General features: G+C 71.6%; 16 protein-coding genes. 7 read left to right on the top strand and 9 right to left on the bottom strand.

Annotated features, from left to right (window positions below; all coding sequences use genetic code 11):
* Positions 1-28 precede the first annotated feature (28 nt).
* Positions 29-1,549, bottom strand: coding sequence for an anthranilate synthase component I (trpE, locus tag J421_RS19525; protein ID WP_025412853.1), 1,521 nt, complete (start codon positions 1,547-1,549; stop codon positions 29-31).
* A 17-nt stretch (positions 1,550-1,566) separates the two neighbouring features.
* Here trpE and J421_RS19520 point away from each other — a divergent pair, with 17 nt between their 5' ends.
* From J421_RS19520 to J421_RS19500, 5 genes are all read left to right on the top strand, one after another.
* Positions 1,567-3,783, top strand: coding sequence for a hypothetical protein (locus J421_RS19520; protein WP_025412852.1), 2,217 nt, complete (start codon positions 1,567-1,569; stop codon positions 3,781-3,783).
* A gap of 63 nt (positions 3,784-3,846) precedes the next feature.
* The gene (locus tag J421_RS19515; RefSeq protein ID WP_025412851.1) at positions 3,847-4,650 is read left to right on the top strand and encodes a hypothetical protein; all 804 of its coding nucleotides are present in this window, start codon (positions 3,847-3,849) and stop codon (positions 4,648-4,650) included.
* Positions 4,651-4,729: 79 nt separating this feature from the next.
* On the top strand, positions 4,730-6,355 hold the full coding sequence (locus J421_RS19510; protein WP_025412850.1) for a GspE/PulE family protein: 1,626 nt from the start codon (positions 4,730-4,732) through the stop codon (positions 6,353-6,355).
* A 193-nt stretch (positions 6,356-6,548) separates the two neighbouring features.
* Entirely contained in the window at positions 6,549-7,052 is a 504-nt protein-coding gene (locus tag J421_RS19505; protein WP_025412849.1) for an NUDIX domain-containing protein, read from the top strand.
* A gap of 83 nt (positions 7,053-7,135) precedes the next feature.
* On the top strand, positions 7,136-7,900 hold the full coding sequence (locus J421_RS19500) for a PEP-CTERM sorting domain-containing protein (RefSeq protein ID WP_104022833.1): 765 nt from the start codon (positions 7,136-7,138) through the stop codon (positions 7,898-7,900).
* A gap of 78 nt (positions 7,901-7,978) precedes the next feature.
* Here J421_RS19500 and J421_RS19495 read toward each other — a convergent pair whose 3' ends face one another.
* From J421_RS19495 to tig, 8 genes are all read right to left on the bottom strand, one after another.
* Positions 7,979-8,839: an acyltransferase gene (locus J421_RS19495; protein WP_025412847.1), complete on the bottom strand. Its 861-nt coding sequence runs from the start codon at positions 8,837-8,839 to the stop codon at positions 7,979-7,981.
* 1 nt (position 8,840) lies between these two features.
* Positions 8,841-9,362: a DUF1572 family protein gene (locus J421_RS19490; protein WP_025412846.1), complete on the bottom strand. Its 522-nt coding sequence runs from the start codon at positions 9,360-9,362 to the stop codon at positions 8,841-8,843.
* Between the two features lie 21 nt (positions 9,363-9,383).
* The gene (locus J421_RS19485) at positions 9,384-10,091 is read right to left on the bottom strand and encodes a hypothetical protein (protein ID WP_148306400.1); all 708 of its coding nucleotides are present in this window, start codon (positions 10,089-10,091) and stop codon (positions 9,384-9,386) included.
* On the bottom strand, positions 10,088-10,714 hold the full coding sequence (gene yihA / locus J421_RS19480; RefSeq protein ID WP_025412844.1) for a ribosome biogenesis GTP-binding protein YihA/YsxC: 627 nt from the start codon (positions 10,712-10,714) through the stop codon (positions 10,088-10,090). Before yihA ends, J421_RS19485 begins: the two co-directional genes overlap by 4 nt.
* Positions 10,711-13,194 (bottom strand): endopeptidase La, encoded by a 2,484-nt coding sequence (lon, locus tag J421_RS19475; protein WP_104022832.1) that lies wholly within the window; start codon positions 13,192-13,194, stop codon positions 10,711-10,713. Before lon ends, yihA begins: the two co-directional genes overlap by 4 nt.
* Positions 13,195-13,289: 95 nt before the next feature.
* A complete protein-coding gene (clpX, locus tag J421_RS19470) occupies positions 13,290-14,531 on the bottom strand; it encodes an ATP-dependent Clp protease ATP-binding subunit ClpX (protein WP_025412842.1) in 1,242 nt (413 codons plus the stop codon).
* A gap of 218 nt (positions 14,532-14,749) precedes the next feature.
* Positions 14,750-15,382 (bottom strand): ATP-dependent Clp endopeptidase proteolytic subunit ClpP, encoded by a 633-nt coding sequence (gene clpP / locus J421_RS19465; RefSeq protein ID WP_025412841.1) that lies wholly within the window; start codon positions 15,380-15,382, stop codon positions 14,750-14,752.
* An 89-nt stretch (positions 15,383-15,471) separates the two neighbouring features.
* Positions 15,472-16,710, bottom strand: coding sequence for a trigger factor (tig, locus tag J421_RS19460; RefSeq protein WP_025412840.1), 1,239 nt, complete (start codon positions 16,708-16,710; stop codon positions 15,472-15,474).
* A gap of 156 nt (positions 16,711-16,866) precedes the next feature.
* Here tig and J421_RS19455 point away from each other — a divergent pair, with 156 nt between their 5' ends.
* Positions 16,867-17,445, top strand: coding sequence for a hypothetical protein (locus J421_RS19455; protein ID WP_025412839.1), 579 nt, complete (start codon positions 16,867-16,869; stop codon positions 17,443-17,445).
* A 216-nt stretch (positions 17,446-17,661) separates the two neighbouring features.
* Complete coding sequence (locus J421_RS19450; protein ID WP_158508845.1) at positions 17,662-21,006, top strand: SusC/RagA family TonB-linked outer membrane protein; 3,345 nt, start codon at positions 17,662-17,664, stop codon at positions 21,004-21,006.
* Positions 21,007-21,017 lie beyond the last annotated feature (11 nt).

Genomic DNA, 21,017 nt, shown 5'->3' with positions numbered 1-21,017 from the left:
GGAGGGCAGGAGCGCAGGAGGGGAAGAGCTAGCCCTCTCGTGCCCTCCTGCCCTCCTGCGCTCCTGCCCTCACACGGCCTATGGCCGTGAGCATCGCCCGCGCCTTGTTCTCCGTCTCCTCCCACTCGCGCGCCGGGTCGGAGTCGTAGACGATGCCGGCGCCCGCCTGCACGTTCGCCACGCCGTCGGCGATCACGCACGTGCGGATCGTGATCGCGAGATCCATCCGCTCGTCGCCGGCGGCGATGTACCCCACAGCGCCCGCGTACGGCCCGCGCCGCTCCGGCTCCAGCTCGTCGATGATCTCCATCGCGCGCACCTTCGGTGCACCGGTCATCGTGCCCGCGGGAAACGTCGCGCGGAACACGTCGATCGCCGACGCGTCGCCGGCCAGCTCGCCCTCCACCTGGCTCACGATGTGGAGCACGTGCGAGTACCGCTCGATGTGCATGAGGCTCGTCACCTCCACCGTGCCGTACTTCGCCACGCGTCCCACGTCGTTCCGCCCGAGGTCCACGAGCATCACGTGCTCGGCGCGCTCCTTCTCGTCGGCGAGCAGCTCGTCGGAGAGCCGGGCGTCCTCGTCCGCCGTCGCGCCGCGTGGACGCGTGCCGGCGATCGGCCTAACGACGACGCGGCGCTTGCCGACGCGCACGAGCAGCTCCGGCGAGCATCCCACGAGCTCCACGCCGTCGAGCACGAGGTGGAACATGTACGGCGACGGGTTGATCGCCCGCAGCGCGCGGTACAGCGTGTCGCTCGGGAAGTCGAGCGGCACGCGGATCCGCCGCGCGAGCAGCGCCTGGAAGCAGTCGCCCGCGCGGATGTACTCCTTGATGCGCTCCACGTCGCGCTCGAACTTCTCGCGCCCGTAGTTCGACTCGCCCACCGCCGGGGGCGCCGTCGGGTCGAGCACGAGCGCCGGCAGCGCCTGCGCGGTACGGAGCCGCGCCATGACGTCGGCGATCGTGCGCTGCGCGGCGTCCCACTGCGCGCGCAGCGCGTCGTCGTCGAGCCGCTCGTCCACCGGCACCCCCACGACCACGCGCGCCTGCGAGAGCAGGTTGTCGATCACCACCAGCGCGTCGGTGAACACGAACAGCGCGTCGGGCACGCCGAGCGTGTCGGGCGGCGCGTGCGGCAGCCGCTCGATGTAGCGCACCACGTCGTAGCTGAAGTAGCCCACCGCGCCGCTCCAGAACGGCCCGAGCTCCGGCACGTCGACGGGCCGCCGCGCGTTGACGAGCGACTGCAGGTCGGCGAGCGGATCCGACGGCGTGCGCCGCGCGTGCCAGCCCGCATCGGGCGTCCAGTCCTCCACCACGCCGCCGATCAGCCGCCACGCCGCGCGCGGCTCCGTGCCGAGATACGTGTAGCGCGCCCACGTCTCGCCGCCCGCCGGTGCGCTCTCGAGCAGGAAGGCGAACGGCCCGCGCCGCAGCTTCGCGAACGCGCTCACCGGCGTGTCCGTGTCGAGGAGGCAGTCGGCCCATACGGGCACGAGGCCGCCCCGGGCGGCGCGCGCGCGGAATTCGTCGAAGGATGCCATGGGGCTAAGATACTCGTATGCCGCGTCACCTTCTCGCGCTCGCCCTCACCATTCTCGGCGCGTCGTCCGCCGGCGCCCAGCCGGCCGCGCCATGCGACACCGCGGCCGTCGCCGCGACCGCCGCCGCGCCGAGTGGCGATCCGCGCGCGTGGAACTCCGCCCAGGCGCTCGCGCTCGTCGCCCGCGCCGGCTGCCGACGCCGCACGCAGCTCGCCGACACGTCGCTGCACGACTACCAGGCCACCGCACGCGGCTACCTCACGTTCCTCGGCCAGCTCGGCGACATCGAGATCCCGCGCGTGATCCAGGCGACGCAGGTCGCCACGCAGGTGTACTGGAAAGCGCCCAACATCAGCAAGCAGATCGTCGTCGGCGAGCGCGACACGACGCTGCTGCCGACCGACAACGCGTTCTACCGCGATCGGTACGGCGTCGTGCAGAACAACTTCCCCGACGTCATCCGCGTCGGCGAGGGGCGCGACGTCGCCGACGTGCCGCACCCGCTCTCCGCGCTCGGCCTCGCGGCGTACGACTTCGCGGTGCGCGACTCGCTCCGCATCCGCGTCGGCGGCGGGACGCTCGGCGTGATCGAGCTGCAGGTGCGCCCGAAGGATCCGTCGCAGCCGCGGCTCGTCGGCTCGTTGTTCATCGACCGCGACGACGCGCAGGTCGTGCGCATGGCGTTCACGTTCACGCGCTCCGCGTACCTCGACAAGCGCAACGACGCCGTGTCGATCGTGCTCGAGAACGCGCTCGTGCAGGGGCGCTACTGGCTGCCGCGCCACCAGGAGGTCGAGGTGCGGCGCTCGGGCACCTGGCTCGACTTCCCGGCGCACGGCATCGTGCGCGGCCGGTGGGAGATCGGCGACTACGCGGTGAACGTGAACGTGCCGCCGCGCACGTTCGCCGGCGCGCCGCTCGAGTTCCGGCCGCCGCTCGCGCGCCGCCAGTACCCGTTCGCCGGACGCGTGCTCGACTCGCTCCCCGCCGACGTGCGCACGGTGTCGGACGAGGACGTGCGCCGCGTGCAGGCGCAGGCGCAGGCGCTCGTGCAGCGCGAGGTGCTCGCCCGCGCGCGCGGCTCCGCGCTCTCCGCGCGCGCCATCTCCGACTTCGTGCGCGTGAACCGCGTCGAGGGGCTCGCGGTCGGCGCCGGCTACACGCTCCGTCCGGGCAGCGGCAACGGCATCACCGCGCGCGGCCGCTACGGCTTCGACGACGAGCAGCCGAAGGGACGGCTCGTGCTGCAGCACGCGTGGCCGAGCGGCGTCGCGCTGCGACTCGGTGGGTCCCGCGACTTCCGCGAGGCCGGGGACGAGCCGGAGGGCTCGGCGCTGCGCAACAGCCTCGCTGCGCAGGAGTTCGGGAGCGACTACACCGACCCGTACGACGCGGCCGGGGTCGCGCTCGGCCTCGATCTGCCCGAGACGTGGCTCGGGCTGCGCCCCACCATCGAGCTCGCGGGCGAGTGGCAGGACTCGCTCGCCGTGCACGCGCGACCGTTCAACGGCCGGTACGAGCGCACGATTCCCGCGCGTCGCACGGAGACGCTGCGCCTCACGTTGGGCGCCGAACGGCCTAACGCGGCCGGGCCGTTCGGCACCGAGTGGCGCGGCAGCGCGCAGCTGCGGCTCGCCACGTGGGCCGACCGCGGCGAGTCGTTCACGTGCGGCGCGTCCGACGGCACCTGCGGCTCGCTCGCCCGCGCCGCGTTCGCGCTGCACGTCGAGCGTCCGTTCGGGCGCGAGCGGATCGTCACGCACACGACGTTCGGCGTCGTCGGCGGGCATCGGACCGCGCCGATGATCGTCGGCGGCTGCGCGGACATCCGCATCCTGTGCAGCGGCGAGGCGGCCGACGCGGATGTGCCCCCGCAGGACCTCGTCTACCTCGGCGGACCCGTCACGGGGCCGGGCTACGCGTTCCACGAGTTCGCCGGCGGCGTCGCGGCGAGCCAGCGCGTGGAGTGGCGCTCGCCCGTGCCGTTCCCGTCGCTGTCACTCGGCACCTATGGCCGCGCGCCCGCATCGGCGACGCTCGCGCCGTACGTGCATACGGTCTACGTCGCGCGGCCGGCGTCGTTCCAGCCGCGTCGCGTCGGCTGGTACCCGTCGTTAGGCATCGGCGCGTACGCGTTCTTCGATCTCGTGCGGTTCGACGTCGCGCGCGGGCTGCGCGACAAGCGATGGACGTTCTCGGTCGACGTGGCGCGCGACTTCTGGCGGATCCTCTAGCGGTTCTTGCCGAGTCACAGGGGGCGGGGGCAACGTAGCGGCATCCCGTCTTCGGAGCTCGCGATGTCGACGACCACGCCGCCCACCACGCCACCGACCTACACGCCGGCGTCGGATGCCGAGCGCGCCGCCCAGGCCGCGGCCGAGCCGCGAGTGGCCGCGCTGCTCACGCCGGAGCAGCTGCACCGGCTCGTCGTCGAGCTGTTCAAGTATCCGATCGTCGTCTTCTCCGTGCTCGTCGCGCTCGTGCTCGCGCAGCGGTTCCTCGGCGTGCGCTTCGGCGCCGTCGCGTCCATCGGGCCCGACGGCGTGTCGTTCGTCGCGCACACCGACACGCTGAACGCGCGCGTCCTGCAGATCACGTCGCAGCTCGCCGATACGCGCGCCGCGCTCGAGCGGCTGCAGCACACGGGCGAGCTCGGCGCCGACAGCGCGAAGAAGATCGCCGCGCATCTCGAGCAGGAGAGCTTCGACGGGCTGCAGACGGTGAGCGACGCGCAGGCGAAGCTGAGCCGCTCGCTCTCGAGCGACGACAACCGACCGCTGCTCTCCGGGCAGGACGGCTGGATCTGGATCGGCAACTACACGCCCGGCTCGCCGCGCTGGGAGAAGCCGAAGATCCGTCCTCTCGCCGGCGGCGCGCTCCCGACGCCGCCGGAGCAGATCAATCGCGACGACGAGTTCCTCGTCTCCGGCAACATGGTCGTGCGCGCCGGTCTCCCGCCGAACACCACTGACTACTTCCTCGAGCAGCCGAGCGTCGGCGCCATCAAGCGCGACACGCGCGTGCAGGCGCTCGGGCAGCCGCAGGCCGTGCAGCGGCCGTACGCGCGGCAGTACTGGATGAAGGTGCACGTCGTGCCCTGACGGCCCGCGCGCCGCGATCGAGACACGTCACGCGCGTTTTCGCTACGGTCGTCCGGAAGTGCGAGGGCGATCGTGCGGCATGCAGTCGCCCGCCGCCACCACGCCCGAGCAGCGCCTGGAGAGCGCGCTCCGCGCCGTGCTCCCCGCCGCAGTGGACCTCGGAGCGGCCGAGGCCTCGTGCGGCGAGCGGTGGGCCGCCGCGCGGCGCGCCGCCTCGTGCGACGACGCGGCGCTCGCCGAGCGGCTCGCGCGCCACTTCGGCGTCGGCGTTGCCGTGATCGCGCCGCCCGATCCCGCGCTCCGTCGTCTCGTGCCGCTGCCGCTCGCCCAGCGGCTCGGCGTGCTGCCGCTCCGCGCCTCGGCAGTCGTGCTCACCGTCGCCGCGCCGGCGCCGGGCGACCCCGCCGCCGAGGGCGCTCTCGCCGCCGCGAGCGGACGCCGCGTGCGCTTCGCCATCGCGCCGCCCGACGTCGTCGCCACGGGCCTCGCCACGCTGTACGGCGGGGAGGAGCAGGGCGCCGACGCCCGCCCCGTCGTGCGGCTCGTCGATCGCGTCGTCGCCGACGGCGTCACGCGTGGTGCGAGCGACATCCACCTCGAGTGCGGCGAGGCGGGGGTCGTCGTTCGCTATCGCGTGGACGGTGTGCTGCTCGACGCCACGACGCTCGCCCGCGACGCCGGCATCCCCGTGGTGTCGCGCATCAAGATCATGTCGGGCCTCGACATCGCCGATCGTCTCCGGCCCCAGGATGGCCGCGCGCGCGTCACCGTCGGCGGGCGAACGCTCGACCTCCGCGTCTCCACGCTCCCCGCGGCGCACGGCGAGAAGGTCGTCATCCGCGTGCTCGACGGCGCCGCCACGACGCTGTCGCTCGACGGCCTGGGCCTCGCCGACGCCGACCTCGCGCGGTTCACCGGGATGCTCGACGCGCGCGAGGGACTCGTGCTCGTCACCGGGCCGACTGGGTCGGGGAAGACCACCACGCTCTACGCCGCGCTGCGGCACGTGCAGCAGCGCGGGGTGAACGTGGTCACCGTCGAGGACCCGGTGGAGTACCGACTCGCCGGCGTCACCCAGGTCGCGGTGAACGAGCGTGCCGGCCTGACGTTCGCCGCCGCGCTGCGCTCCATCCTCCGCCAGGACCCCGACGTCGTGCTCGTCGGCGAGATCCGCGACCGCGAGACGGCGACCATCGCGGTGCAGGCGTCGCTCACGGGGCACCTCGTGCTGTCGACGCTCCACACCATCGACGCCGCCGCCGCCGTCGCGCGCCTCACCGACCTCGGCGTCGAGCCGTTCAAGCTCGCGGCGGCGCTCCGCGGCGTCGTCGCCCAGCGGCTGCTCCGTCGGATCTGCGCGCGCTGCCGCGGCGGCGCGGCCGACTGTCCGTCGTGCAGCGGCAGCGGTTACCGCGGCCGCGCCGCGGCGGTCGAGCTGCTCGTGGCCGGCGAGGAGGTCTCGCGCCGCATCGCCCGCGGCGAGCCCGCCGCCGCGATCGCCGACGCCGCCCGCGACGCCGGCATGCGCACGCTCTGGGACAGCGGTATCGACCAGGTCCGCCGCGGCGTCACCGACGACGCGGAGCTGCGCCGCGCCCTCGAGCCGCCCGCGGAGCGATCGTCCGCCGTTCGGCCCGCCGCGCTCGGGCTGCCCGATCTCGACGCGCTCTTCGACCTGCTGTCACCCTCGGAGCGGCGTCGATGAGGGCGCGGGCGATACGGCGCTGGCGATGATGCGCTATGCGGCGCAGACCCCGTCTCACACCGCTGAACCACGCAGTGCGGCGCAGTGCCGCGATGTGAGCGCCGCGTGCGCTTCATCGCGCCGTACCGCCAGCGCAGTTTCGCCCGCGCCGTCATCGACGCCGTCGTCAAGCGCCCAAGGTTAGGTTGCCGCCATGACCGAGCTCAAAATCGGCGTCGTCGACGTCTACCTCGTCCACCAGTCCGACGCCGGCAAGCACGTCCTCGTCCTCCAGCGCGCCGCGCACGGCACCCGCTGCCCGCTCGCGTGGGAGACCGTCCACGGCCGCATCGAGCCCGGCGAGCGCCCGGAGCAGGCGGCGGTCCGCGAGGTGGCCGAGGAGACCGGCCTCCCCATCGCGCGGCTGTACAACGTGACCACGCAGGCGTTCTACCTGCACGGCATGGGCGCCGTGCAGCTCGCGGTCGTCTTCTGCGCCTTCGTGGCCGAACGAGCGCCGCCGACGCTGGGACCGGAGCATCGCGCCGCCGAGTGGCTGCCGATCGACGCGGCGCGCGCGCGCCTGGCGTGGCCGCGCGAGCGCGAGGCGCTCGACCACGTCATGCATCTGTTTGCGAGCGGCGACGCCGGCCCGCTGGAGGACGTGCTGCGCGTCGACCAACCAGGCACTAGCGTAAAGCCGGATGCGCGCGCATAGTCTGTGCGTGACGGCGCCAGCAGCATCTCGTCGGTCGCCGCGGTACACCGCACCTGGGCTCTGAACCCTTCGGAGGTCGCTCAATGAGCTGGCGCAAACTGCTCGTGCTCGCAGGTGCGGTACTGGTGCCCGCAGGGGCGAAGGCGCAGGGGGCCTGCTCGATCCCGGACGTGTTGACCCACCCGTTCGCCTACGTGTGGATCAACGGCGTCTGCAACGACGCGTCGGCGCTCGTCTCGCCGACCGGCAACGGCACCTGGTCGAACGCCATGACGCTGCGGACCTCCGCGGGCGTGGTGAATCTGAACGCGCAGTACGACTCCGACCCGTTCATCACGTTCGGCGCGACGACGACGAACGTCATCGCGGGCCCGGTCACCTACGCGTTCCTGTTCGGCACGCCGATCACGCCCGGCACGTACAACACCGCGTCGTCCACCGGCGGCCTGACGTACACCGTCGCGAAGACGTCCGGCTCCGTGACGGCACCGGGTGTCTACCCGACGTACATCTCGGGCTATGGCACGTTAGGCCTCGCCGCGACGAACCTGGGCGTGGACCTCGGCACCGCGAGCTGCTCGATCACGACGACGACGCTGGCCACCTGCACGCAGAACTTCGGCGTGCTGACGAACACGTTCACCCCGGCGCTCTACGACAACCTCGAGGCGCTGCTCACGTACAACCAGAGCGGCCTGCAGACCGTCGCCTCGTGGTCCGGCGCCATCACGCTCGACTTCGACAACACCATCGGGAACGGCAACCTCGTTCCCGAGCCAGCGACGCTCGGCCTCCTCGGCATCGGCCTCGCCGGGATCGGCGTGATCGCCCGTCGGCGGCGCTCGTAATCTCGCGCCGCGGACACGCTGAAAGGAGCGCGGGGTTCTTCCCGCGCTCCTTTCGCGTTTCGACCCGCCGCGTGGGCGTCAGCCCTGCTGCTGCGCCTTCTCGCGCGCGGCCGGCGACACGCGCAGCTCCTGCGGCGGCGCGTTCGGCTTCACCGTGATGCTCTTCGCGGGGATGCCGACGTTCACGTGATACGGCCGCACATCCTTCGTCGCGACCGCCATCGCGCCGACCATCCCCTGCTCGCCGACGTGCACGCCCGCCAGGATCGTCGCGTGGTACGTGACGCGCACGCCGTCGCCGAGGACCGTCGTCACGTTCGTCACGTCCTTCTGGTCGACGATGCTGTGCGTGTGGCTGTACACGTTCGCGTAATCGGAGATCGACACCTTGTTGCCGAGCACGATCCCGCCGCGGTCGTCGAGCAGCACGTGGCGGTGCACGACGACGTCGTCGCCCACCTCCATGTTGTAGCCGAACGAGAACTCCACGTGCTGGAAGCATTTGAAGTTCGCGCCGCACCGCCGGAAGATGTGCGGCGCGAGGATGCGGCGCAGGCGCACGCCGAGGTCCACGTACTGGCCGCCTAACGGGCTGCGGTCGAACGAGTACCACAGCCACAGCAGCGGCTTCACGCGCTGGAATTTCACGTCGTCGCACTCGCCGTAGTACTCGGGCTCCAGCGTCACGTTGCGCGGGTCGAGCGCCGAGAGCGCGAGGCGCGTGGCGACCGGGAGCCGCTCGTCGTGCACGGCGCCGTCGACGTCCGCGGCGTACGTGGGATAGAGCAGCTGCGCGAGCGTCGTGCGACACAGCTCGCTGCGTGCGTCGGGCGTCTGCGCGTCGTCGTCGCGCAGGCGGTCGGCGATCGACTCGAGCCACGCGTCGGCGAGCGACGCCGAGCCGCGCGCGGGGAGGGAGCGGAGGGGAAGGAGCGCCATGTCAGTGTGGTCGCTTCTCGAGCGTGGGACTGCGGTTGTACTCCGCGGATTTGCCCTTCGGGATGCTCAGCGTCTGCCACCGGTCGCCGGTCGCCTCGCGCGCGAGCAGCACGATCTGCCCGACGTGCATCGCCACGTGCGCGAGCGACCGGCACAGCGCCTGGTGCACGGTCAGCGGCTGTCCGCGAATGTGCACCGTGCGCGCGAGATCGGCGTCGGCGAGCGCACCGACCTCGCGCTCGAGCACCGACCATCCACGCGCCCACCATTCGTCCACCTCGGCGCGCGTGTAGTCGCGCGTCTCGAACTCCGTGTCCCGCTCCCGCCACGGCTTCTCGCCGTCCTCGGCGAGAAAGTTCGTGAACCGCGACGCGAGGTTGCCGCCGACGTGGCGCATGAGCATCGCCACCGAGTTCGCGTCGGCGGCGGGGATCCGGTTCAGCGCGTCGTCCGGCAGCTGCGCGATCGCCTTCTCACCGAGCAGGCGATAGCGGCGGTACTCGTCGAGGAAGTCCGAGAGCATGATGTCTTTGGTTCGATCGGCTCATGGTCTGGGCACGCTGGTCGCCTTGCTCGGCGCGCTCTGCGCCGCCCGGCCGCGCACGAGCGTGCGCTCCCGGTCGAGCCGCGCGAGCGGACCGCCGCTCGCGCCCCAGGCGTCGTTGCGTACGCCCTGCACGGTCACCGCGAGCTGCGACTGCCACACATCGAGCGCCCCGTCGAACACGTAGAGCGCGGTCTGCTGCCCGCGCTGCTGCAGCCGCTGCTCGCCGAACCCCGGCGTGAGCGGCACGAGATCCAGCGGCCGGAAGTCGCGCCCCGCGTCGGTCACGATGACCTCCTGCGGACTGAACCGCGCCTCGCCCTGCTCGGTGCCGTAGAACGTCACGCGCCACACGCTGTACCGCTCCAGCCCGTAGCGGCGGGCGATCTCCCGGAGCTGCGCCGAGCGCCCGAGCACCTGCTCGTGCAGCGCGCGGTACGTGTCGGGCGACAGCAGGCGGATCACGCTCTCGTCGAGCGGGATGGCGCGCGCGAGCACGCCGCCGGGCAGCGTGAACTGCAGCGACACGTCGTCCAGCCGCAGCGTGCCGAAGCCCGGGGGCACGAGCCCGGTCGTGTCCTCCGTGCCGGGCACGCCGCGCGCGCCCACCGACGGCGCGGGCGCCGGCGCCGGCCCGCTTCCCGGCGCACCGGAGCACGACGCCGCGGCGAGCGCGCCGAACACCGTTAGGCAGCGGCGGAGGCTCATCCCGCCGCCTCGCGCCACGCCGGCTCACCGACGAGCGACACGATCGCCGCCGCGAGGTCGTCGCGTCCCTCGCCGGTGTGCGCGCTGAACGGGATGATCTGCTCCTCGCTCGTCCCTACGACGCCGGCGAGCGCGGCGACGCGCGCCGGCAGCTCGCGTTTGTGCAGCTTGTCCACCTTCGTCGCGACGAAGATCGTCGGCGCGCCGATCTCGGCGAGGAAGTCGACCATCTGCAGGTCGTCGTCCGTCGGGTCGTGCCGCACGTCGAGCAGCTGCACCACGCCGCGCAGCGGAGGGCTCGAGCGCAGGAATCCCTCGATGAGCGGCCGCCACTCGGCCTGCCGCGCCTTCGAGATCTTCGCGTAGCCGTAGCCCGGCAGGTCGACGAGCGTGAACAGCTCGTTGATGCCGAAGAAGTGGATCTCGCGCGTGCGTCCCGGCGTGTTGCTCACGCGCGCGAGCGCCCGGCGTCGCACGAGCCGGTTGATGAGCGACGACTTGCCGACGTTCGATCGCCCGCTGAACGCCACCTCGGGGAGGTTCGGCTCCGGGCGCCAGCCGCCGGCCGACGCCATCGGGCCGAGGTAGTCGATGCGGCGGATGACGAGCGGGTCGGTGCTCATCGCGACGCCTCCGCCGGCACGCGCAGCGCCACGGTGAGCACCTCGTCCATCGACGACACCGGATGCCACGCGATCGCCTCGCGGACGTCGGCCGGCAGCTCGGCGGCGTCGCGCGCGTTGCGCTTCGGCAGGATCACGGTGTGCACACGGTGTCGGTGCGCGGCGACCGCCTTCTCCTTCACGCCGCCCACCGCGAGCACGCGTCCGCGCAGCGTGATCTCGCCCGTCATCGCGACGTCGCCGCGCACCGGGTTGCCGGTGAGCGCGCTCACCATCGCCGTCGCGATCGTGATCCCCGCCGACGGCCCGTCCTTCGGCGTCGCGCCGGCCGGAATGTGCACGTGGATGTCGCGCGCGCGGTGGAAGTCGGGGTCGATGCCTAACGCGGCCGCGCGCGCGCGCACGTAGCTCAGCGCGGCGCTCGCCGACTCCTTCATCACGTCGCCGAGCGCGCCCGTGAGCTGCAGCCGCCCGCGCCCCGGCACGACGCTCACCTCCACCTCGAGCAGCTCGCCGCCGGCGGGCGTGTAGGCGAGCCCGTTCGCCACGCCGATCTTGTCGTCGCTCGTCAGCTCGTCGCCCTCGTGGGGCGGTGGGCCCAACAGGTCGGGCAGATCCTCGGCGCGCACGTCGAGCGAGCGTGGAGCGTGGAGCGTGGAGCGTGGAGGCTCGCTCTCGTCGTCTCCGCGCTCCACGCTCTCCGCTCCACGCTCGGCCTGTCGGCGGGCGAGCTTCCGCGCGACGCGGTGGATCCGGCGTTCGAGGTCCCGCACGCCCGCCTCGCGCGTCCACTCGCGGATCACGCGCAGCAGCGCCTCGTCGTCCCACGTCACGCGATCGGCGTCGAGCCCGCACGCCGACAGCGCGCGCGGCACGAGGAAGCGCCGCGCGATGGCGAGCTTCTCCGGCTCCAGGTACCCCGGGATGCGGATCAGCTCCATGCGGTCGCGCAGCGGCTCCGGGATGCCGGCGAGCGAGTTCGCCGTCGTCACGAACAGCACGCGCGACAGATCGTAATCCACCTCCAGGAAGTGGTCGCTGAACGCGTGGTGCTGCTCCGGGTCGAGCACCTCCAGCAGCGCCGCCGCCGGGTCGCCGCGCCAGTCGCTCCCCGTCTTGTCGATCTCGTCGAGCAGCAGCACGGGATCCACGACCTCGGCGCGGCGCATCGCCTGGACGATGCGTCCCGGCATCGCGCCCACGTACGTCCGCCGGTGCCCGCGGATCTCGGCCTCGTCGCGCACGCCGCCTAACGAGACGCGCACGAACTTGCGGCCCAGCGCGCGCGCGATCGACCGCGCGAGCGATGTCTTGCCCACGCCCGGCGGCCCGACGAGGCAGAGCACCGGCCCGCGCAGCTCGCCGACGAGCGCGAGCACGGCGATGTGATCGAGGATGCGATCCTTCACCTCCTCCAGCCCGTGGTGGTCCTCGTCGAGCACCGCGCGCGCGCCCGCGACGTCGGGCGGCGCGGCCGAGCGCTCGCGCCACGGGAGGCCGAGCAGCCAGTCGAGGAACGTGCGCGACACCGTCGCCTCGGGGGACACCGGCGACATCTTCCGCAGCCGCCGCACCTCGCGCAGCGCGCGCGACTCCACGGACGGCGGCATCCCCCGGTCGCGCACCTGCGCCTCGAGCGCGGCGGTGTCGTCGCTCTCGTCGTGGCCCAGCTCCTGGTGAATCGCCTTCAGCTGCTCGTGCAGGTAGAACTCGCGCTGGTTCTGGAACACCGCGCCGCGCACCCGCTCCTCGATCTGCCGCTCGAGACCGAGCAGCTCCAGCTCCCCGCCGAGCAGCTCGTCGAGGCGGGCGAGCATGTCGGGCAGGGCGGGGGCTTCGAGCAGCCGCTGCCGCTGCTCGTGGCGCACGGCGAGATGCGCGGCCACGCCGAACGCCTGCCGCTCCACGCTCGTCACGTCGCGCAGCAGCGTCACGATCTCCACCGGCACGCGCCGCTGCAGCGCGGCGTAGTCCTCGAACCGGTCGAGGATGCGGCGCATGGCGGCCTGCAGCTCCGGCGTGCCCGCGGCGGTCGTCGCCGGGGGCTCGTCCGGCTGCGGCTCGACGAGCGGGAAGGGAGCGAGCGTCGCGCGGAGCGGCGCGTTCGGGCTTGCGTTAGGCGGGGCGCCCTTCGGCGCGGTGCTCCGCGTCTCGTAGCGCGTCACGCGCGCGCGCGCGGCGCCCTCCAGCAGCACGCGCACGGCGCCGTTCTGGAGCCGCGCGGCCTGCTGGATCCTCGCCAGCACGCCGACTCGATGCAGGTCCGCCGGCGCGGGGTCGTCGACCGCGGTGTCCTTCTGCGCGACGACGAACAGCAGCCCGTCTCCCGCCGCCGCCGCCTCCACCGCCGCGAGCGACGCGGGGCGCCCCACGACCACCGGCGTCACGACGTACGGGAACAGCACCGCGTCGCGCAGCGGCAGTACGGGCAGTCGACTCGGCGCCTCGATCGGATCGCCGTCGCGGGGGAAGGACTTCATGGCCGGAAGTTAACCCCCCTCTACGCTCCACGCTCCACGCTCGGCATCCCCGCAGGGGGAGCGAGCGTGGAGCGTGGAGTGGACCGTGGAGGCGCTTACGCTTCTTTCTTCTTTCGCTGCGGCGCGATCTCCAGCATCGGCGGCGCGCCGTTCGTGATGCAGTTCTCGGTGACCTTCACCTCGACCACGTCCTCGCGCGTCGGGAGGTCGAACATCACGTCGAGCAGCGACTCCTCGAGGATCGCGCGCAGCCCGCGCGCGCCGGTGCCGCGCTTCAGCGCCTTCTGCGCGACCGCGCGCAGCGCGCTCTCCTCGAACGTGATCTTCACGTCCTCGAGGCTGAACAGCTTCTGGTACTGCTTGGTGAGCGCGTTCTTCGGCTCCTTGAGGATGCGCACCAGCGCGTCCTCGTCCAGCGCCTCGAGCGGCACGCACACCGGCAGGCGGCCGACGAGCTCCGGGATCAGCCCGTAGCGGAGCAGGTCTTCCGGCTCCACCTCGGCGAAGATGCTCTTCCGCGCCGCCGCGTCGCGCTGCGCGTTGCCGGTGAAGCCGATCTGCCGCCGGCCGACGCGCGCCTCGATGATCTTCTCCAGCCCGTCGAACGCCCCGCCGCAGATGAACAGGATGTCCTTCGTGTTGATCTGGATGTACTCCTGCTGCGGATGCTTGCGGCCGCCCTGCGGCGGCACGCTCGCCACGGTGCCCTCGAGGATCTTCAGCAGCGCCTGCTGCACGCCCTCGCCGCTGACGTCGCGCGTGATCGACGGGTTCTCGCTCTTGCGCGCGATCTTGTCGATCTCGTCGATGTAGACGATGCCGCGTTCGCACTCGGCGACGTTGAAGTCGCCCGCCTGCAGGAGCCTAACGAGGATGTTCTCCACGTCCTCGCCGACGTAGCCCGCCTCGGTGAGCGTCGTCGCGTCGGCGATCGTGAACGGCACGTCGAGGATGCGCGCGAGCGTCTGCGCGAGCAGCGTCTTGCCGACGCCGGTGGGGCCGACGAGCAGGATGTTCGACTTGTCGAGCTCCACGTCGTCGTCGCGCGACCCCGCGGAGTTGATGCGCTTGTAGTGGTTGTAGACCGCCACCGCGAGCGCCTTCTTCGCCTGCTCCTGTCCGATCACGTACTGGTCGAGGACGTCCTTGATCTCGGTGGGCGTCGGGACCTGCGTGATCGCCTCGGCGACCTCGCGCTCCTCGTCCTCCGCCAGGATCTCGTTGCAGAGGGCGATGCACTCGTTGCAGATGTACACGCTGGGCCCGGAGATGAACTTCCGGACCGAGTCTTTGGACTTTCCGCAGAACGAGCAGCGAAGATGCTTGTCGTGCGACATGGCTCTCGGAGGGGCGGGAGGCGGGGCGCGCCGGCGGCGCGGCCCCGAAAACACGTAATAGTCTGGAGCGGAACGGGTCAAGCACGACGTGCCCGAAGGCAGTCGGGACTCGGGACTCGGGACTCGGGACTCGGGACCTGCGCCCCCACGAGTCCCGAGTCCCGAGTCCCGAGTCCCGAGTCCCGAGTCCCGAGTCCCGAGTCCCGAGTCCCGACCTGTCAGGCCGTCACGGTCGGCTGCTTCGACTCCTCCACGATCGTCCCCGGCGCGGAGATCACCTGGTCGATGATCCCGTAGTTCTTCGCCTCCTCGGCCGACATGTAATAGTCGCGGTCGAAGTCGCGCTCGATGCGCTCGAGCGGCTGGCCCGTATGCGAGGCCATCAGCTCGTTCATCTTCGCGCGGAGATACAGGATCTCCCTCGCCGCCACCTCGATGTCCGCCGCCGTGCCCTGCGCGCCACCGCTGGGTTGATGCATCATGATGCGTGCGTGCGGCAGTGCGAAGCGCTTCCCCTTCGTGCCGCCGGCCGCGAGCAGGAAGCAGCCCATGCTCGCCGCCATCCCCATGCAGATCGTGCTCACCGGCGAGCGCAGGAAGCGCATCGTGTCGTACATGGCGAGTCCCGCGGACACGGACCCGCCCGGCGAGTTGATGTAGATGTTGATGTCCTTCCCCGGGTTGTCGCTGTCGAGGAACAACAGCTGCGCGATCACGATGTTCGCGACGTCGTCGTTGATCGGCGTGCCGAGGAAGATGATGCGGTCCATGAGGAGCCGCGAGAAGATGTCGTACGTCCGCTCGCCGCGGCTCGACCGCTCGATGATGTACGGCGTGTAGATCGTGGGCATGGGTTCGTCGTCGTCGTAGTCGTCGTCCGAGTGGAACGAGTGCAACGGTCCGTACATCGTACCCTCCAGTGCGACGGAGGTCACATCGGTCATTCGGCGGAGTTGCGCTCGAGGAGCCACGCGAAGACCCGCTCCTCCGTGATCTGGTGCTCCAGCTCCTGCAGGCGGCCGGCCTTCTGCAGCGCGGCGTAGAGCTTTCCCGCCTCCGCGCCGCGCTCGGTGGCCATCGCGTTCACCCGATCGTCCACGTCCGCTTCGGTCGCGCGAAGGTTCTGATCGCGTGCGATCGTCTCCACGACGAGATCGCGACGCACCTGGCGCTCGGCGAGCGGTCGGAACTCCTGGGCGAAGCGCTCCTTGTCCTCGTCGGGGATCTGATACGCGTTCGCGTAGCCGTCGACGAGCTGCCGGACCCAGCTCGGCGGCACGTCGAACGGGTTCGCCTCGATGATCTGATCGAGCAGCTGGGTCTTCAGCTGCGTCTCCGCCTCGCGCTGCGCCTGCGCGCCGAGGTCCTTGCGCACCGCCTCGCGCAGCGCGTCGAGCGACTCGAAGTCGCCCACCTCGCGGGCGAACGCGTCGTCCAGGTCGGGCGAGGTCTTCCGCTTCGCCTCCTTCAGCGTCACGCGGACCGTCTTCGTCTGGCCGCGCTGCGCCTCGTCGGGGAAGTCCTCGGGCCACTTCACCGGGCGCTCGATCGTCTCGCCCGCCCGGGCTTCCATGATGAGGTCCTCGATCCCGGGGATCGCCTGGTCCTTCCCGAGCTCCAGCCGGTACTCCTTCTGCTCGCCGATCTGTCCCTGCTCGTCCGCGGTGGCGAGCGCCACGGTGACCATGTCCCCCGACATCGGCCGGTCGTCGGTCGGGGCCCAGGTCGCGCGCTGGTCGCGGAGCGAGTCGAGCTGCTCCTGGACCATCTCGTCGGTCACCTCGGTGGCCGGCCGGTGGACGCGGAAGCCCTCCACCCGCGCGAGCTGCACCTCGGGCCGCACCTCCATGTGGAGCGTGAACGTGAGCGGCTCGCCCGGCTCGAACTTCAGGTCATGGATGTGGGGCTGCGTGATCGGCTCCAGCTTCTCCTGCTCCATGACCTTCTTGTAGGCCTCCTGCACGACCTCCTGCAGGACGTCCTGCCGGATGGCGTCGGCGAAGCGCTTCCGCACCATGGCCGGCGGTGCCTTGCCGGGCCGGAACCCCGGCAGCCGCGCCTGCGACGTGTAGCGCCGCGCCGTGCGCTCCTCGACCTCCCGCACCGCGTCCGCGGGGACGGCGACGTCGACGTGGCGCTCGACACCGCCGGGCTCTCTCTGCGTAATCTGGATGTCCATGAAACCGAAGTACCGGAAGGGACTGCGCGCCCGGGTGGGGGCGCGCATCGCTCGGAAAGCTAACCCGGGCCGGATCCGATTGCACCGACCGCGCCTGCCCGACGAACGCGCTCGTCACCCCGGGGTAGCAGCGCCCGACCTCAACCCCGCACGCTCATGACCCTGGCCCGTCCGTCGCTCCGCCGCCTTCTCTCCGTCACCGCCGCCGCGCTCGCTCCGTCGCTTGCCGCCGCGCAGGCCACCGAGGCCCCGCCGAGCCCTCTGCTGCCGCAGCAGTCGGTGGCAACGAACCCGCTGGCCATCCCGTTCGGCGTGTTCTCGTTCGAGTACGAGGCCGCGCTGCCGTCGCCCGGCTTCACGTTCGGCCTCGGGGGGACGTACTTCTCCGACAACGGCGACCGGAACGCGTGGGCGGAGGCGAAGGCGCTGTACTACCCCGGCGAGACACCGTTCCGGGGGTTCTCCATCGGGCTCTCGGCCGGCGTGCACCAGGCGCGCAACGTCCCCGACTGCGTGGTCTTCGACATCACCGGGGGCTGCTCGAACGAGCGGAAGACGCAGACCGCGCCGACGCTCGGCGTGATCGTGTCGTACGACTGGCTCATCGGGCGAGCGGAGCGGTTTCGCGTCGGGCTCGGCGGCGGCGCGAAGCGGGTGCTGAAGGACGTGGGGCGCGACGACCCGCTGTGGCAGGTCTATCCCGACGGCCGCTTCGTGATCGGCGTGGTGTTCTGAGATCGGGGTGGGGGGCCCCGCTGCGGGCGCGTTTCGTATACTTTATTCCACGGTCCATCACCCGCCGGTGACGTTCCTCGTCATCGGCGGGTGCGTCGTAGTACCGCGAACCGCCCTGTCCAGCGCCCCCCGCGCGTCGCTCCGGTGACGCGCGTCCGCCGGCATTCCGCTCCGCCGGCTTCACCGTCACCACGTCGATCTGGTGAGGACGCCATGATGTCAGCACGCTCCGCCGCCGCACTCCTCCACATCGCTCGCGCGCCAGCGGTGCGCCTAACGAGCAGCGCGCTCGGGCTCGTGCTCGCGCTCGCGACCTCGCTCGGCGCGCAGACGCCGGCCGCGGGCATCATCGAGGGACGCGTGACGGACGTCGGCAGTGGGCGCCCCCTCGAGTCGGCGCAGATCCAGGTCGTCGGCACGACGCTCGGGGCGGCCACGAACGCCGCCGGGACGTTCCGCATCACGAACGTCCCCGCGCGGCAGCTCCAGGTCCGCGTGCGCCTCATCGGCTTCCAGCCCGCCGAGCGTACGGTGACCGTCGCCGCGGGCCAGTCCGCGCACGTCGAGGTCACGCTGACGCCGTCGGCCCTGCAGCTCGAGCAGGTCGTGGTCACCGGCACCGGTGGCGCCGTGGAGACGAAGAAGCTCGGGAACACCGTCGCCGTGGTGAAGCCACCCGAGAACGCGCCGGTGGTGAACGTCTCCGAGGTGCTGCAGGGACGCGAGCCCGGGCTCGTCGGCCTCCCATCGGGCGGCATGACCGGCGAGGGCGCGCGCATCCGCATCCGCGGCAACGCGTCGCTGTCGCAGTCGAACGAGCCGATCATCCTCGTCGACGGCATCCGCATCAACTCCGCCGGTGGGCTCGGGCAGGCGGGCGGCGCCGGCGCATCGTCGTCGCGGCTCGACGACATCGACCCGTCCACGATCGAGCGCGTCGAAGTGCTCAAGGGCGCCGCCGCGGCCACGCTCTACGGCACCGAAGCGTCGAACGGCGTGATCCAGATCTTCACCAAGCGCGGGGCCGCGGGCGCGCCGCGCTGGGACTTCGGCATCGAGCAGAGCCTCTCGCAGTTCCCGCTCGACCGCTTCCCGGTCAACGCCGGCTTCGCGAAGACGCAGGGGCAGGCCGACTCGCTGACCGTCTTCTACGGCCGCACCATCCGGCCGTTCGACATCATCGAGAAGAACATCTGGAAAGACAACATCGCCGCCACGGGCTACGGCCAGATGTACACCGGCCAGGTCAGCGGCGGCTCGGAGCGCATCGGGTATTTCGTCTCCGGGCGCTACCAGGGGGAGAACGGGCCGCTCGGCGGGAAGCTCGGCGGCAAGCGGCTCGGACCGGCCGACGACATCGCGCACCACGCCCAGGCGACGTCGAACCTGAACTTCCAGCCGCGCAGCAACCTGCGGTTCGACGTGAACACCGCGTACACGGGGACGTCGCAGCAGATCCCGTCCAACGGCAACGACATCACCGGCTTCGTCAGCCAGGTCTACCTCGCGAAGCCCGAGAACGCGAACTGCCGCCAGAGCGTCGTCGACAACCCGCAGACCGCGTCGACGCTGGGCGTCGCCGAGCCGGGCGTGTGCGTGGGCGCGGGCAACCCGTTCGGCAACGGCGCGTTCGCGACGATCCGCGAGGCCGCGCAGCTCCAGCGCGAGCAGGAGGTGCAGCGCTTCCGCGGCTCGACCACCGCGGCGCTCTCGATGCGCGACAACCTGAACTGGACGAGCACCGTCGGCATCGACGTGACGGCGCAGCGGAGCTGGTCGATGCTGCCGTTCGGCAACAACATCGACCGGCAGAACTCCACCGCGCCTAACGGTCGCCGCACGATCGACGACATCGCGGACCGCCAGATCACGGTCGACACGAAGCTCGGCTGGAAGACCGAGCCGCGCAGCTGGCTCTCGTCCGACTTCACGGTCGGCCTGCAGGGCTTCTTCGCGCGGAACGTCGAGAGCAACTCGACGGCGGAGAACTTCCCGGGTCCCGGCCTCGAGGTCGTCGGCGCCGGCACGCCCACGACGCTCGGCGAGACGTTCCTGTCCACCGTCACGGGCGGCTTCTTCGGCCAGGAGCAGTTCAGCCTCTTCAACTGGATCCACACCACCGTCGGCGGTCGGTACGACTACTCGAGCGCGTTCGGCAAGGAGGCGCCGGGCGTCTTCTATCCGAAGGCCAGCATCTCGGTGGTGCCGAGCGACCGGCCGGGGTGGAAGGACCACGGCTTCGCGAGCGTGATCTCGGCGCTGCGGCTGCGCGCCGCGTTAGGCCAGTCCGGCCGCCAGCCGGGCGCGTACGACCAGTTCACCACGTACGGCCCGCTGCAGCTCGCGCCGACGGGCACCGGCCTCGTGCCGCTCAACCTCGGCAACGCCGCGCTCGCGCCCGAGGTGTCCACCGAGGCGGAGGTGGGCTTCGAGGTCGGGCTGTTCGACAATCGCGCCGGCGTGCAGGTCACGGGGTGGAACCGCGTCGTGAACGACCTGCTCGTCCCGGTGCAGTATCCGCCGTCGGGCGGCTTCCTGCGCACGCAGCTCACGAACGTCGGCCAGATGAAGGGGCGCGGCCTCGAGCTCTCCGTGAACGGGCTCGCGGTGAGCCGTCCGAACCTGCAGATCGACCTGCAGGCGAGCGGCGCCTATCTCTGGCAGCGCGTCACCGACATGGGCGGCGCCGCGCCGATCAAGGTTGGAGCCGGCGGCGTGCGCTACCGCAACTTCGTCGCGGTCGGCTACGCGCCGGGCGCGCTGTTCGGCGCGAAGCTGATCGGCCCCTGCTCGGCACGCCCCGCCGGCGCGACCTACGCGTGCATGCAGCCGAACCAGGTGCCGTACGACTTCAACGGCGACAAGCAGCCCGACACGATGGACCAGGCGCTCGCGTACTTCGCGAGCGTGCCGAAGTCGGGGTCCACGGTCGGCGTCGCCGCGCTGAGCCCGATCGCCGTGGACGAGGATGGCGACGGCGATCTGCTCGACCACTACCTCGGCAAGCCGACGCCCGACTGGACCGGCTCGTTCGGCGGCAACATGACGCTGTACCGCAAGTGGCGGCTCAACACGCTGTTCGAGTTCAAGGGCGGCCACTACACGGTGAGCGACATGACCGATGCGTTCATGAACGCGCTCACCATCGCGCTCAACTCGAAGCGCACCGCGAAGCTCGACGCAGTGATGCAGAACCCCGCGAGCACGGCGCAGCAGCGCCTCGACGCGGGGCTCGACTGGGCGTACAACGTGAAGGCGCTCTCGCCGTACGACGGCCTGAATCAGAACTTCAGCGGCAACTTCCTCCGCTGGCGCGAGCTCTCGCTCACGTACACCGCCGGCACCTCGCTCGCGCGGAAGGTCGGCGCGTCGTCGCTCGCGATCACCGGCGCCGCGCGCAACCTGCTGCTCATCACCAAGTACCCCGGCGTGGATCCCGAGGCGAACCAGGGCGGCCGCGGCAACGGCAGCACGTTCGACCAGAACTTCGCCGACGCCATCGACGTGTTCGGCCTGCCGCTGCAGCGCCGCTTCTCGCTCGCCGTCCGACTGGGTTTCTGAGGAGACCACGC

Origin of the sequence: Gemmatirosa kalamazoonensis (assembly GCF_000522985.1) — a bacterium.
Lineage (GTDB): Bacteria > Gemmatimonadota > Gemmatimonadetes > Gemmatimonadales > Gemmatimonadaceae > Gemmatirosa > Gemmatirosa kalamazoonensis.
The sequence above is the reverse complement of the archived record's forward strand: the minus strand, read 5'-3'. Positions and strand labels throughout refer to the sequence as shown.